Annotated in this window: 10 protein-coding genes, 2 pseudogenes and 1 riboswitch; of the genes and pseudogenes, 8 read left to right on the top strand and 4 right to left on the bottom strand. The window is 72.8% G+C overall.

All coding sequences use genetic code 11. From position 1 onward, the window contains the following. Positions 1-96 precede the first annotated feature (96 nt). The gene (locus D450_RS0123030) at positions 97-1848 is read left to right on the top strand and encodes an NYN domain-containing protein (RefSeq protein ID WP_017540993.1); all 1752 of its coding nucleotides are present in this window, start codon (positions 97-99) and stop codon (positions 1846-1848) included. A gap of 41 nt (positions 1849-1889) precedes the next feature. Next, on the top strand, positions 1890-2441 hold the full coding sequence (locus tag D450_RS0123025) for a tetratricopeptide repeat protein (protein ID WP_017540992.1): 552 nt from the start codon (positions 1890-1892) through the stop codon (positions 2439-2441). 76 nt (positions 2442-2517) lie between these two features. Here the strand turns inward: D450_RS0123025 and D450_RS0123020 are convergent, their stop codons facing one another. After that, complete coding sequence (locus D450_RS0123020; protein WP_017540991.1) at positions 2518-3171, bottom strand: HAD family hydrolase; 654 nt, start codon at positions 3169-3171, stop codon at positions 2518-2520. A 73-nt stretch (positions 3172-3244) separates the two neighbouring features. Continuing rightward, positions 3245-3507, top strand: a riboswitch (cobalamin riboswitch). Positions 3508-3645: 138 nt separating this feature from the next. Here D450_RS0123020 and D450_RS0123015 point away from each other — a divergent pair. The 5 genes and pseudogenes from D450_RS0123015 to D450_RS34945 all read left to right on the top strand — a co-directional run bounded on the left by D450_RS0123015 (position 3646) and on the right by D450_RS34945 (position 10044). Beyond that, positions 3646-7263 carry a ribonucleoside-diphosphate reductase subunit alpha gene (locus D450_RS0123015; RefSeq protein ID WP_017540990.1) on the top strand — a complete coding sequence of 1206 codons (3618 nt, stop codon included), beginning with the start codon at positions 3646-3648 and terminating at the stop codon, positions 7261-7263. 73 nt (positions 7264-7336) lie between these two features. Beyond that, positions 7337-8410 (top strand): ribonucleotide-diphosphate reductase subunit beta, encoded by a 1074-nt coding sequence (locus D450_RS0123010; protein ID WP_017540989.1) that lies wholly within the window; start codon positions 7337-7339, stop codon positions 8408-8410. Positions 8411-8616: 206 nt separating this feature from the next. After that, on the top strand, positions 8617-8964 hold the full coding sequence (locus D450_RS0123005) for a VOC family protein (RefSeq protein WP_017540988.1): 348 nt from the start codon (positions 8617-8619) through the stop codon (positions 8962-8964). A gap of 77 nt (positions 8965-9041) precedes the next feature. Then, positions 9042-9791 (top strand): annotated as a pseudogene (locus tag D450_RS31045) (alpha/beta fold hydrolase); the annotation flags it as partial. 37 nt (positions 9792-9828) lie between these two features. Beyond that, the gene (locus D450_RS34945) at positions 9829-10044 is read left to right on the top strand and encodes an alpha/beta fold hydrolase (RefSeq protein ID WP_017540986.1); all 216 of its coding nucleotides are present in this window, start codon (positions 9829-9831) and stop codon (positions 10042-10044) included. 3 nt (positions 10045-10047) lie between these two features. Here D450_RS34945 and D450_RS0122990 read toward each other — a convergent pair whose 3' ends face one another. Next, the gene (locus tag D450_RS0122990) at positions 10048-12201 is read right to left on the bottom strand and encodes a phosphocholine-specific phospholipase C (RefSeq protein ID WP_017540985.1); all 2154 of its coding nucleotides are present in this window, start codon (positions 12199-12201) and stop codon (positions 10048-10050) included. Between the two features lie 212 nt (positions 12202-12413). Here D450_RS0122990 and D450_RS0122985 point away from each other — a divergent pair, with 212 nt between their 5' ends. Continuing rightward, the gene (locus D450_RS0122985) at positions 12414-13169 is read left to right on the top strand and encodes an MHYT domain-containing protein (protein WP_017540984.1); all 756 of its coding nucleotides are present in this window, start codon (positions 12414-12416) and stop codon (positions 13167-13169) included. A gap of 48 nt (positions 13170-13217) precedes the next feature. Here D450_RS0122985 and D450_RS35480 read toward each other — a convergent pair whose 3' ends face one another. Both D450_RS35480 and D450_RS35475 read right to left on the bottom strand, forming a co-directional pair. Then, a complete protein-coding gene (locus D450_RS35480; RefSeq protein ID WP_338037996.1) occupies positions 13218-13580 on the bottom strand; it encodes a FecCD family ABC transporter permease in 363 nt (120 codons plus the stop codon). A gap of 94 nt (positions 13581-13674) precedes the next feature. Next, positions 13675-14157 (bottom strand): annotated as a pseudogene (locus D450_RS35475) (FecCD family ABC transporter permease); the annotation flags it as partial. Positions 14158-14239: the final 82 nt, after the last annotated feature.

Raw genomic sequence — 14239 nt, 5'->3', positions numbered from 1 at the left:
GGCCGGACGCCGAACACAGGCCGGTACTTCGCGGAGCGGCCCGGTGCGGACATCAGTCGCTCCGGGCGGCAGGACCTTGGGAAGGGGCGGTGTCGCGTGGATCGCTGCGCGCTGTTCGTTGACGCCGGCTACCTCCTTGCCGACGGCGCGATGGCTGTACACGGAACCCGCAACCGCGACTCCGTGTCCTGGGACTACGCGGGACTCGCCCGGCTCCTCGACGAGGTCGCCCGGGACCGTACAGGGCTCCCCCTGCTGCGGTGCTACTGGTACGAGGCGACCGCCGACGGCCGCCGCACCCAGGAGCAGGACGGGATCGCGGACATCCCCGGAATCAAGTTCCGAGCCGCGCGCATCCGTCCAGGCAGACGGGAGGGCGTCGAGAGCTATGTCCAAAGAGACCTGACCACCCTGGCCCGCACCGGCATCCTGTGCGAGGCGGTGCTGGTCAGCGGGGACGAGGACATGGCCCAAGTGGTGGCCGACGTGCAGGACATGGGGGTGCGGGTCACCGTCGTGCACGTCTCGGTCGAGGGCAACTGGACCATCTCGCGCGCGCTGCGCCGGGAGTGCGACGACCTCATCGAGATCGGCGCGGGGCACCTGCGGCCCTACGTCAACCTGCTGTCCGGGGCTGGCGCCGGGGAGTCCTCGGCCGAGACCACCGCCCCGCTGACCAACGGCCGCGCCCGCTCGGCCCCCGAGACCGAGCGGCACCCGGTGGAGGCGCACCCGGCCTCGGCCCGGGTCGAGCCGGCCGCCGCGCAGAGCGGCGGCGTGGAGGCGGTGCTGGCGGCCACCGGGTCCCAGCAGTCGATGGGCGGCAGCGCCATGGACCAGCTGCGGGCCATGCGCCAGACCCTGGACCGGCAGCGCGGCGGCGACCAGCTCGCCCCGCAGGCCGGCCCGGACACGCCGCAGCAGAACCCCTCGGGCCCGATCGACGCCAACGGCTTCCCGACCGGGCCGCGCGCCTCGCACGCCGCCCCGCCCCCGCCGCCCCAGGCCCCGCCCCCGCCGCCCCAGGCCGCGGGGGGCCCACCGGCCGCCGGGCACCAGCAGGCCACCGGGGGTAGGCCCGCCATGGGCCACCCGACGGGGCCGCAGCCGGCCATGGGGCACCAGACGGGCGCCCAGCCCGCCATGGGGCACCAGCAGGCCACCGGGGGGCAGCCCGCCCACCCGCCGACCGGCCCGCAGCAGGCGCCGCACCACGGCCCCGCCGCGCACACCGGCCACACCGGGCAGCAGCCGTCGTTCGCCCCGGATGCCTACGGCGCCCCGCCGCAGCAGCGCCAGGCGCCGCACCAGCCGCAACCCCCCTATGAGCGGGAGGCGCCGCCCGGTGCCGCCCCGCCGGATCCGCGGTACGGCCACGGCCCTACGACCGGGGAGAACCCCGGATACGGAGGTAATACCGGGCCAAACCCTATTTTTGGGGCCAGTACGGAGGCTGACTCCCCGCAGGGGAGCGGCCCGGGGGGACCGCAGGGGCCCCCGGACGGCGGTACTGGCCCCCGACCCCGACCCAGGGTCCAGCACGGGCCCTACACCGACCCGACCCCCAGTGCGGACTTCGCCCGCGCCGGGGGGTCGGTCGCGCGCACCATCGAGGACGCCGTGAATGTCGCGCGCCAGGAGGGGAACGACTTCGCCGAGTCCATCGCGCGCGACGCGCCCGTCCTGTGGCTTGAGGCGGTGCTCGTCCGCCGCCCCCGGATGCCCTCCGACCTGGAGGCGCGGCTGTTGCAGGGGTCGGCGCTGCCGATCGACTTCCTGCTGCGCGACGAGGTCCGCGAGGCGCTGCGGCAGGGCTTCTGGGAGGCGCTGGAGCGGCACCGGGAATGACCGGGGCGCTGCGGGGCGGCGACAAGCGAGGGAGGCCGATTGTGACCCGAGTTACCACGGCCGATCTGGACCGCCTGGAGTTCCGGGCCGTCCAGTCCGGCGACCATGCCGACGTGGCGGTGGAGCTCCTCGGGCTGGCCAACAGCGTGGACGCCGACAGCGAGGTGTCGCGCGCCGAGCTGTTCGTCCGCGCCGGTGAGCAGTGGGAGATGGCCCAGGAGTTCGACCGCGCCTCCCGCTCCTACCAGCGGGCCATCGACGACGGGGGGATCACCGTCATCGACGCCCGCGCGCTCCAGGCCGGGGCGCTGCTGGAGCTCGACGACCTGGACGGCGCCGCCGCCCGGCTGGAACAGCTGCGCGCCGAGGGGCCGCGGAACCTGCCCACCTTCATCCACATCGCCGAGACGCTGCAGGCGCACGGCGACCTCAAGGGCGCCCACGCCTGGTCGACGCTGGGCGTGGAGCGCTTCCGGCACCAGGACGTCTCGCCCTACGTGCACGACCTGCTCATGGAGCTGCTGCGGATCCGCTTCCGGATCCGTGTCGACCTGGGCTTCGACGAGGACGCCCTGGACCGGATGCTCGACTGAGCGCACCGATCGGCACCGGAAACGACCGCTCTGAGCGGTACCGAGCGGCTCTGGGCGGCACCGGGCGCGCCGCCTCTCAGGGCGCCGCCGCGCCGTCCTCCACCAGCCCCCGCCCCAGCCGGTAGGCCTCCTCCAGGCTCCGCCCGCGGTAGGCGGCCGCCGCCAAGTGGTCGATGTGCGCGTCGCCGTTGACCGCGACCGTGTGCGGCAGGTGGCGGAAGAGCGGCGCGTCGGACATCGAGTCCCCGTAGGCGACGCAGCGCTCGGGCGCCACGCCCAGCGCCGTACGGACCCGCTCGCAGATGCCGACCTTGTCCGCAGGGGTGAGGATGCGGCCGGGGTCCGGCGGCCCGGTGAACGGGGGAGCGGGGAACAGCGAGGCCTCGACCCGGTCGAAGCCGAAGGCGGCCAGCCGCTCGGCGAAGAACGACGGGGACATCGTGATCACCAGGGAGTGCTCGCCGCGGCGGCGGATGTCGGCGCAGACCCGCGCGATACCGTCGAGGAACGGCCCGCCGGCGAAGGCGGTGTCCACGTGCGCGGGGGTCAGGTGGCGCCACACCTCGTACAGGGCGCCGGAGAACCCCCGGGTGTCCAGCTCGCCGGCGGCGAAGCGGCGCTCCAGCGCGGTGATCGCCTCCTCGGTCCCGCTGGCCCGGGCCAGCTCCAGGCTGGCGGTGCTGTCGGGGATCAGGGTCCCGTCCATGTCGAAGATGTGGAGTCGCGTCATCGCCCGGCAGCCTATCGGGATCCTGTGCGACACGGCTATCTTGCGGTGGTCGCGACCGGTGGGCACCAGATGTAGTATCGCTCCCGCCGATGGTTCACCCCGGATGCGAGACCGGGGTGAGGCAAGAGGGAACCCGGTGCGAATCCGGGACTGCCCCGCAGCGGTGAGCGGGAAGCGGCGCGGCCCAACGGCCCGGGGGACCGGGTCCGCGCCTTCCGACGTCCGCACGAGCGCACTGGGCGCGTGAGCGCCCGGGAAGCGGCGGACGCCAGGCCGCCCGGCCAAGGCCGGGCGACGCCCGCGAGTCCGAAGACCTGCCGTCGGTGTGCGCCTTCCGCGCGCACGATCTACGGGGCCTCGAGGGCGGGCCGCCGTGAGACGGGGGGACCGGCGTGTCCGGGTGCGCCCCCGCTTCGCGCTTCTCCGGCCTCGACTTCCCGACCGGTTCATCGACTACCTGGTGGGAGCGAGCGAATGACCCTCGACACGGAGCCGGCGGCCTACATCGCCGAGGCGGTGCGGGAGGCGAGCGCCGGACTGGCCGGAGTGCGGCCGGAGGCGGTCGTCGCCGAGGCGCGCCGCGGCCTGTACCCCGGTATCCGCGACGACGAGGTGGAGCTGGCGCTGATCATGGCGGCGCGCAGCCTCGTCGAGGAGGACCCCGACTACTCGCCGCTGGCGGCCCGCCTGCTGCTGGGGTCGCTGCGCCGCGAGGCGCTGAGCTTCCTGTCCGGGTCCGGCGACGCCGCCGGGCAGCAGGGCATGGCCGAGCGCTACCCCGCCTACTTCGCCGACTACGTGGCGCGCGGCACGGCCCTGGGCCAGCTCGACCCCGAACTGCAGAAGTTCGACCTGGAGCGCCTGGGGGCGGCGCTGCGGCCCGAGCGCGACCTGGAGTTCACCTTCCTGGGCCTGCAGACCCTCTACGACCGCTACTTCCTGCACAGCGACGGGGTGCGCTACGAGCTGCCCCAGGCCTTCTTCATGCGCGTGGCGATGGGCCTGGCCCTGGAGGAGGACGACCGCGACGCGCGCGCGGAGCAGTTCTACGACCTGCTCTCGTCGTTCGACTTCATGTGCTCCACCCCGACCCTGTTCAACGCCGGCACCCGGCACGCCCAGCTCTCGTCGTGCTTCCTGACCACCGTCGACGACGACCTGCAGGCGATCTTCAAGGGCATCTCGGACAACGCCCTGCTGTCGAAGTACTCGGGCGGCCTGGGCAACGACTGGACCCCGGTCCGCGGCATCGGCGCCCACATCCGCGGCACCAACGGCAAGAGCCAGGGCGTCGTCCCCTTCCTCAAGATCGCCAACGACACGGCCGTGGCGGTCAACCAGTGCTTCGCTCCGGAGACGTCCGTCTACACGGCCGAGGGGACGCGGCCCATCGGTGAGATCCGCGCGGGGGACCTCGTTCTGGGCGACAGCGGGACCTACCGCGAGGTCACCGACGTGATGGTCTACGACCAGACCGATCCGATGGTCGAGATCAACGTCAAGCACGCGGTCGAGACCCTCAAGGTCACGTCCGGCCACCCCTTCTACGCGATCCGCGGTGTTCCGCTGGGCCAGTCGAACAGCCGCACCTATGACTGGATCGCCAAGGGGAAGGTCCGCCCCGAGTGGGTAGAGGCAGGCGAGCTGGAAACAGGCGACTACGTCGCCCAGGTCGTCCCCCGGGAGACCGTTCCCGTCGAGGGCTTCACCGCCGACGACGCCCGGCTCTACGGGATCCTTCTGGGCGACGGCCACCTGGGCAAGAACGGCACGCAGTGGGGGGTCTCCGGCAACCCCGAACTCGACCCGCACCTCGAGTTCGTCCGCGGCTACCTGGAAGAACGGGGCATCCACTACTGGGAGACCGGCAGGGACGACACCTACCTGCAGATCCACTGGTCCTTCGGCAGCGGCGCGAAGCGCTGCGCCGAGACCGGTCGCATCACCGGTCCCGGGGCGCCCACCCTTCCCTTCACCGCCGACGACATCTACGACGGGGGCCGGAAGAAGCGCATCGCGCGGCGCTTCATGCACCTCCCCCTGGACCAGACGAAAGCCCTGCTGCACGGTCTGCTCGAAACCGACGGCGGTGTCTCGCGCGGGGTGGAGATCTACTTCACCACCACGTCGCGTCCCCTGGCGATGGGCGTCCGGTACCAGCTGCTGCGGCTGGGGGTGCCTGCGGCCGGCCAGTACCGGGAACGCGGCCAGGCGCACACCGGTCGCCGCTCGGACGGCACCGAGATCTTCTTCGACGGCCTGGTGAAGGCGTTCGACATCCGTGTCCCCGCGGTGGAGGGGATCGCCGAGCTCCTCGGCTGCCGCCCGCTCACCAAGCGGAACTGGATCGAGCACGCCGGCATGGTCTTCACCCGTGTGCGGGACGTGGCTGAGACGGAGACCGTTCCCCAGGTGGTCGACCTGAAGGTGGAGGGCGATGAGACCTACATGACGGCCTCCGCCCTCGCGCACAACGGAGGCAAGCGCAAGGGCGCCGTCTGCGCCTACCTGGAGAGCTGGCACATCGACGTCGAGGAGTTCCTCGACCTGCGCAAGAACACCGGGGACGAGCGGCGGCGCACGCATGACATGAACACGGCCAACTGGGTGCCCGACCTGTTCATGCGGCGGGTCGAGGCCGACGCCGAGTGGACCCTGTTCTCCCCGGACGAGACCGCCGACCTGCACGAGGTGTACGGCCGGGAGTTCGAGGAGCGCTACGAGGCCTACGAGCGGGCCGCCGACGCCGGGGAGGTCAAGGTGTGGCGGCGGGTGCGCGCCGTCGACCTGTGGCGGCGGATGCTCACCATGCTCTTCGAGACCGGCCACCCCTGGATCACCTTCAAGGACCCGTGCAACCTGCGCTCGCCGCAGCAGCACGCCGGGGTGGTGCACTCCTCCAACCTGTGCACCGAGATCACCCTGAACACCAAGGCCGGCGAGGAGGTCGCGGTCTGCAACCTCGGCTCGGTCAACCTGGCCCGGCACGTCTCCGGCGGCCGGCTGGACTCCGAGCGCCTGGAGCGCACGGTGCGCACCGCCGTGCGCATGCTCGACAACGTCATCGACGTGAACTACTACACGATCCCCGAGGCGCGGACCGCCAACATGCGCCACCGCCCGGTGGGCCTGGGGCTCATGGGGCACCAGGACGCGCTGTTCCGGCTGCGCATCCCAGTGGGCTCGCAGGAGGCGGTGGCCTTCGCCGACGAGAGCATGGAGCTGATCTCCTACCACGCCATCGCCGCCTCCAGCGATCTGGCGGCCGAGCGCGGCTCCTACGCCTCCTTCGAGGGGTCGCTGTGGAGCAGGGGCGTGCTGCCGATCGACTCGCTGGAGGCCCTCGCCGAGGCCCGCGGGGGCGACCTGGACGTCGACCGCACCGCCCGCCTCGACTGGGACGGGCTGCGCGCGCGGGTGCGCGACCAGGGGATGCGCAACTCCAACGTGATGGCGATCGCCCCGACCGCCACCATCGCCAACATCACCGGCGTCGGCCAGTCCATCGAGCCGATCTACCGGAACCTCTTCGTGAAGTCGAACATGTCCGGCGACTTCACCGTGGTCAACCCCTACCTGGTGCGCGACCTGAAGGAGCGCGGCCTGTGGGACGACGACATGGTGGCGCGGCTCAAGTTGCACGACGGCAGCCTCGGCCCGATCGACCGGGTGCCCGCCGACCTGAAGGAGCTGTACGCCACCGCCTTCGAAATCGACCCCGAGTGGCTGGTCGAGGCGGCGGCCCGGCGGCAGAAGTGGATCGACCAGGCGCAGTCGCTGAACCTGTACATGGCCGCCCCCAGCGGCCGGAAGCTGGACGCGCTGTACCGGCGCGCGTGGCGGACCGGTCTGAAGACCACCTACTACCTGCGGTCGCAGAGCGCCACGCACGTGGAGAAGTCGACGCTGAAGGGCACCGACGGCCGGCTCAACGCGGTCGCCGCGACCCCGTCGCCCTCAGCGCCCTCCGGGTCCTCCGCACCCGCGTCCGGCCCGTCCGCGGCGGCAGCGGCCGCGGGGGAGCAGGACGGTCCCGACGCGGCGGGCGCGGCCTGCTCCATCGAGGACCCCGAGTGCGAGGCCTGCCAGTAGCCCCGGCGGCCCCCGCCCGAGCCCCCCGCCACCCGACCGAGCACCGAATCACGAAAGACGACGGTTCCCACCCATGACGACGGCCCCGGAGACCCACGGCACCGGACTCGGCGAGATCGACCGCGGCGGCGCCCGCGTGAGCGTCGACGACAAGTCGATGATCAACGCCCGCGCCGACGTGAACCAGCTCCTTCCGCTGAAGTACCGGTGGGCCTGGGACAAGTACCTGGCCGGGTGCAACAACCACTGGATGCCCACCGAGGTGTCCATGCAGGCCGACATCGCCCTGTGGAAGTCGGCCGACGGGCTCACCGACGACGAGCGCCTGATGGTCAAGCGCAACCTCGGCTTCTTCGCCACGGCGGAGTCGCTGGTCGCCAACAACATCGTGCTCGCCGTCTACCGGCAGCTGACCAACCCCGAGTGCCGCCAGTACCTGCTGCGCCAGGCCTTCGAGGAGGCGGTGCACACGCACACCTTCCAGTACATCTGCGAGAGCCTGGGGCTGGACGAGGGCGAGCTGTTCAACATGTACCGGGAGGTCCCCTCCATCACGGAGAAGGACGCCTGGGCGCTGAAGTTCACCCAGAACCTGGAGGACCCCGACTTCGCCACCGGCACGCCCGAGGCCGACCAGGCGTTCCTGCGCGACCTGATCGCCTTCTACGTGGTGTTCGAGGGGATGTGGTTCTACACCGGTTTCGCGCAGATCCTCTCGCTGGGCCGGCGCAACAAGATGGTCGGCGTCGCCGAGCAGTACCAGTACATCCTGCGCGACGAGTCGATCCACCTGAACTTCGGCATCGACGTGATCAACCAGATCAAGCTGGAGAACCCGCACCTGTGGGGGGAGGAGTTCCAGCGCGAGGTGCGCACCATGCTCCGCGAGGCCTGCGAGCTGGAGGTCGCCTACGGCAAGGAGACCATGCCGCGCGGCGTTCTGGGCCTCAACGCCGAGCTGTGCGAGCAGTACATGCACTTCATCACTGACCGCCGCGCCGAGCAGATCGGCCTGGAGCCGATCTTCGGCGGCACGGAGAACCCGTTCCCGTGGATGTCGGAGATGATGGACCTGAACAAGGAGAAGAACTTCTTCGAGACCCGGGTCATCGAGTACCAGACCGGCGGCGGCCTGAGCTGGGACTGACCTGACAGGACACGGCCCCTGGACCCGTCGGCGGAGGGTCCGGGGGCCGTTTTCGCGCGCGGGAGGGGCCGGGGCCGGCGGTTCCCATTCCTCCAAGACGCGGGTGCGCCCCTGGGCGAGGATGGGGCGCATGGAGCAGAGAGGGGCCGCCGTGACGGGTCGGCCCATGGATCTGCGGTGAGGTCCCGTTCCGATTGGAGCCGTCGATGTCCGTCCGCCGCGTGGTGCCCGACATCCGTTCGCAGGACCTGCAGGAGAGCCGGGAGTTCTATGGGCTCCTGGGGTTCGAGGAGGTGATGGACCTCGGCTGGGTCGTGGCGCTCGCCTCGCCCTCGGAGCCCAAGGCTCAGATCATCCTCATGACCGGTGATGCGACCGCTCCGGTCGTCCCCGACATGAGCGTGGAGGTGGACGACGTCGACGCGGCTTATGCGGCCGTGCGGGACAGCGGGGCGGAGATCGTTCACCCCTTGCAGGACGAGGAGTGGGGGGTCCGCCGGTTCTTCGTCCGGGACCCCGACGGCAAGGTGGTCAATGTGCTGAGCCACCGCTGAAGGGGGTTCTCCTGGGGAGGAGCGGCGCACCAGTGCACGGCAGGGCGCGTTGAGATGCACTGAGATGCACTACGAAAATGTGGCGCATATCACATTTCCCTCCTGTGAGGGCGGTGTGTCGGCTGTTCCGGGGCATGGGGGAGGCGACGGGGCGGCGCCCGGAGCGCGCCTTCACTGGCGCCGACTCGTTACCTCGGGTAGACCGTTTCTTTATGGACCACCGAGACATCGTTTACGAGCGGCACGGCCGGGGCGACCCCCTCGTGCTCCTGCACGGGCTGGGCCACCGGCGCCAGGCGTGGGAGTCGGTCCTGGACGACCTGGCCGGGCGGCACGAGGTCTATGCCCTGGACCTGCCGGGGTTCGGTGATTCCCCCGGCCCCGAACCCGAGGGCCCCTACGGCATACCCGCCCTGGTCGACGCGGTCGCCGCGTGGTGCGCAGCGGCCGGTCTGCACCGCCCGCACCTGGCAGGGAACTCCCTCGGCGGGGCCGTCGCCCTGGAGCTCGGCGCGCGCGGGCTGGCCGCTTCGGTGACCGCCCTGTCCCCGATCGGCTTCGCCCGCGGGGCGGAGATGCTGGGCAGCCGCCTCATGGTGGGGGGCATGCACGTCGCCACCCGGGTCCCGGCCCGGGCCTGGCGCGCGGTGATCGACAGCCGCCCGGTGCGCACCCTGACCACCCTGGCGGTGCACGGCGGCCTGCGCGACTCCCACGGCGGGCTGGCCAGGCTGGACCCGGCGGCGGTGACCCGCGGGTCGCCCTACACCCGGCTCGCACCCGAGGTGGTGCGCTACAACTTCACCGGCGGACCGGTCCTGACCTGCCCCGCCACCGTGGCCTGGGGAGAGAACGACCGCGNCGGTGGCCGGGGGAGAGACCGCCCGCGCCCTGCCGGTGCGCGCGGTGCGGCGGGTCCTTCGGGCGATCCCGCACGCGCGCGAGGTGCGGCTTCTGGGCTGCGGGCACGTCCCGATGGACGACGACCCGCGCGCGGTGGCCCACACCATTCTGAGCACCTGCCTGAGCGGCGCCGCCCCGCGCGCTGTGGCCCCGGCCCCGGCCCCGGCCGCCGCCTGAGCATCAGCCGGTCACGCTCTCCCGGCCGTTCTCGATGTGTCCGGCGAAGCGGCGGCGGAAGCCGTCGTCCCCCTCCACGGTCACGGTCAGGTCGTACCAGCCCTGGGTCGGCGCCGCAGGCCAGGTCTCCCGGTGCTGCCCTCCGGGCGACACCCGGACGGTCTTCTCCTTCTTGCCCTTCCTCTCCCCGTGCTCTCCGTGCCCCCCGTTCCCGCCGTGCGCGTCGGGGGAGACGGTGTACACCAGCTCCTCCTCACCGCGGTTGGCCAGTGTGACGACCACTCTGCGGCCCTTGGACTCGGTCCGGGCCTCCACCCGGGCCGCGCTGCCCGCCGCATCGGGCGAAGCGCCCCCGGCGAACTCGCGTCGGAACCCGTTGGGGCCGACCAGCAGCAGGTCGTAGGCGTCGCCGGGGACCGGGACCGTCCACGCGCCCGCGTCGGCGCCCGGGCCGACGTCGCGGTGCTGCGGCTCGTCCAGCTCACCGGCGTAGGCGAAGAGGATGAGGTGCACGCTGGAGCCGCCGGCGTTGGAGGCGGCCACCGCCACCTCCGCCGCGTCGGCGTCGTGGTCGGCCCAGGCCTCGGGCCGGTAGGGCAGCGGGCGCGCGGGGCGGCGCCCCTCCTCCTGCGCGGGCACGGTGCCCTGGTCCGGAGGCCGCGGCCGCCAGCGCCGGGTGAACTCCGGGACCGGGCCGGGCTCCTCCACGGCCGGCTGGGGGCGGCCGCGGGTGAAGTCGAACGCGCCGGTCAGGTCTCCGCACACGGTGCGCCGCCACGGCGTGATGTTGGGTTCGCCCACCCCCGTCACGCGCTCCAGGAACCGGATCTGTGAGGTGTGGTCGAAGACCTCCGAGCACACGTAGCCGCCCACGCTCCAGGGGGAGACCACCAGCATGGGCACGCGGACGCCCAGGCCGGTGGGGGCGCCGTCCCAGTACTCCTCCTCGGTGCCGGGCGGGGGCACCGGCGGCGGCACGTGGTCGAAGAACCCGTCGTTCTCGTCGAAGGAGATCAGGAGCGCGGTCTTCGCCCACACCTCGGGGGAGGAGGCCAGGGCGTCGAGGACGCGGTAGGTCAGGGTGGCGCTCTGCACGGGCGAGGAGGAGCCGGGGTGCTCGGACTCGGCCGAGCTGGGCACCAGGTAGCTGACCCGGGGCAGGCGTCCGGACTCGACGTCGGAGCGGAAGGCGTCGGTGAGGCTCCCCGGCGTTCCGCGGCGCAGCCCCCGGTCGTACAGCGCGCGCTCATCGCGGCCGAGCGCCTCCACGCCCTGCTCCAGCAGCTCCAGCAGGCGCTCGCGCTCGTCCTCGGGCCGGCCGGCGAGATCTCCGTAGAACTCGGTGAGGCCGCTGTAGTCCCCGGCCTTCGACAGCGCCTTGCGGGCGATCGCCTTGAAGCGGGCGAAGAAGTCGAGGTTGTTGTCGGTGAAGTTGTCCCATTCCTGGTACACCTGCCAGCTCACGCCCGCCTCCTGCAGGCGCTCGGGGTAGGTCGTCCAGTCGTAGCCCGGGTGGCGCCCCTCGTCGTAGGCGTCGTTGCCGACCGCCCGGCTCCCGTCGGCCTCGAAGCCGGTCCACCCGCTGATCCAGTGGTTGCGGTTGGGGCTGGTGGAGGTGTGGATCGACGAGTGGTAGGCGTCGCAGACGGTGAAGGTGTCGGCCAGCTCGAACTGCAGCGGCAGGTCGCGGCGGTCGTAGTGGGCCATGGTCGCGGCGGTCTTGGCCGCGGTCCAGCCGTCCATCCGCCCCCGGTTCCACGCGCGGCGCCCGCCGTGCCAGGAGTGGTCGAGGGCGCCGATGTACTGCAGCTCCTCCCGCTGCCGCTCGGCCGCCTCGCGGACGCCGAACGGCGGCACCGGTGCGGAGGGCGGCCCCTGCTCGAACACGCTCCGCCCGTCGGGCAGGCGCACGGCGTTGCGGTCGCCGAACCCCCGCACCCCCTGCAGGGTGCCGAAGTAGTGGTCGAAACTGCGGTTCTCCTGCATGAGCAGGACCACGTGCTCGATCCGCCCGACCCCGCCGGGCGGTGCGGGCTCGGCGAGCGCGGTGCGCAGGGAGGGCGGCAGCAGCGAGAGCGCGGCGGCCCCTCCGGTGGCGGCCGCGCCGGCGCCGAACAGGCCGCGGCGGGAGAGGGGGCGGGGGCTGGGCTGGGACACGGGTGGTGCTCCTTCCGACGGTGCCGCCAGGGAACGCTAGGGGCGCGAGGGGGCGGCGGGAAGGCCCGCGGATGGAGCGCGGGAGAACGGCCGTTGTCCGGGAACGGCCGCTGTGCAGGGATTGCGGGTGCGCTGCACGGGTTGCGATGATCTGCGGCGTTCTGCGGTAGGGGGAAACGGCCTGGTAGTGCGGGCCGCGAGGGGAAACAGGCATGGTGGAGCATTTCGCTCAGGGGGTGTGGACGCCGCTGGTGGCGTGCGCGGTGTCGGTGCTGGGGGCCTTCCTCGGCCTCAGGTACGCCTCGCGGGCGCTGTCGTCCTCGGGCCGGACCCGGGCGGCATGGACCGCGCTGGGCGGGCTCTCGCTGGGCGGGGCGGCGGTGTGGTCCATGCACTTCATCGCGATGCTCGGGTTCCGCGTCCCCGGCACCCCGATCCGCTACGACCCGCTGCTGACCGCCGCCAGCGCCGCCGTCCCCGTGGTCGTGATGACCGGTGCGCTGGCCGTGGTGGTCGCCCGCCGGTGGCGCCGCCTGGTCGTGCTGCCGGTCGGCGGGGTGCTGGTCGCGACGGCGATGCTCACCATGCACTACATGGGCATGGCCTCGATGCGGATGGACGCGGCGATGGCCCATGAGCCGCTGTTCGTCGCGGGCGCCGCGGTGGTGGCGCTGGGCGCCTCGGGCGGCGCGCTGTGGTTCGTGGGCAAGCGGTGGACGCTGTCGGCCACGCTGCTGGGGGCCGGGCTGCTGGGCTGCGCGGTGTCGGCCATGCACTACATCGCGATGGCCGGGGTGCGCGTGGAGGCGGCGGGCGCCCCGGGGCACGCGGCGTCCGGAGGCGTCCCCGCCCTGGCCTTCCTGACCCCGATGGTGATCGGTCCGGGCGCCTTCCTGGTACTGGGCACCCTGCTGCTCCTGGTCCTGCCCGACGAGCGCCCGGTCACCGGAGAAGCCGCCGTCCCCTAGCCGCTCCTCCGGTGCACCGGCCCCGGTCCAGGGCCCCGACCGGTCCGCTCAGCCCATCGTCTTGCCCGCGCGTGCGTCGCGGCGCATCAGCCACAGGAAGAAGGGCGCCCCGCACAGGGCGGTGAGGATGCCGACCGGGATCTCCTGGGGCGCGGCGAGCGTGCGCGCCGCCAGGTCGGCCATGACCATGAACGACGCCCCGAGCAGGACCGCGACCGGGACGGCGCGCCGGTGGTCCGTCCCCACCAGCAGCCGGGCGATGTGCGGCATCATCAGCCCGACGAACCCGATCGGCCCTGAGAGGGCGACGAGCACCCCCGTCGCCAGGGACGTGGCGACGAACATCAGCGCGCGGAACCGGTGCACCCTCAGCCCCATGCCGTGCGCCATCTCCTCGCCCAGCTGGAGCACGTTGAGCGCGGGCGTGGCGGNCCCCGACCCCCCCCGCCACTGCGGCCAGCGGCAGGTCCTCCCAGGTGGTCCCGCCCAGGCCGCCCAGCGTCCAGCGCTGGACGGCCCGCGAGGCGTGCGGGTCGCCCGACATCATGATCATCAGGCTCGCAAAGGCCGAGCACACCTGGCCCACGACCACCCCGGACAGGATGAGCCGGGTGACCGTCATCCGCCGCCCGGTGCGGGCCAGCAGGTACACGGCCACGAGCGTGCCCAGCGCGCCGAGGAACGCCGCCGCCGGCATGGAGTAGGCGCCGAAGAGCGTGACGCCGCCGATCACCACCAGGACCGCCCCCAGGGTCGCCCCCGAGGAGATGCCCAGCAGCAGCGGGTCGGCCAGCGGGTTGCGCACCAGGGTCTGCAGCACGGCGCCCACGCCGGCCAGTCCCGCGCCCGTCATCGCCGCCAGCAGCACGCGCGGGGCGCGGGCGGTGACCACGATCGCCTCGTGGGCGCGCGGCCAGTCCGGTTCGACCAGCCCGGGCAGCAGGCGGTGGGCGGTGATGCGCCAGGTGTCGGCGAAGGAGACGTCCACCGAGCCGACGATCACGCCGAAGGTGGCCGCCACCGGCAGCGCGCCCGCGAGCAGACCCAGCACCAGGGGCAGGGGGAGCAGG

It is taken from the genome of Nocardiopsis halophila DSM 44494 (assembly GCF_000341245.1).
Classification (GTDB): Bacteria; Actinomycetota; Actinomycetes; order Streptosporangiales; family Streptosporangiaceae; genus Nocardiopsis_A; species Nocardiopsis_A halophila.
Note: the sequence above shows the minus strand (reverse complement) of the source record. Positions and strands in the feature narration are given on the sequence as shown.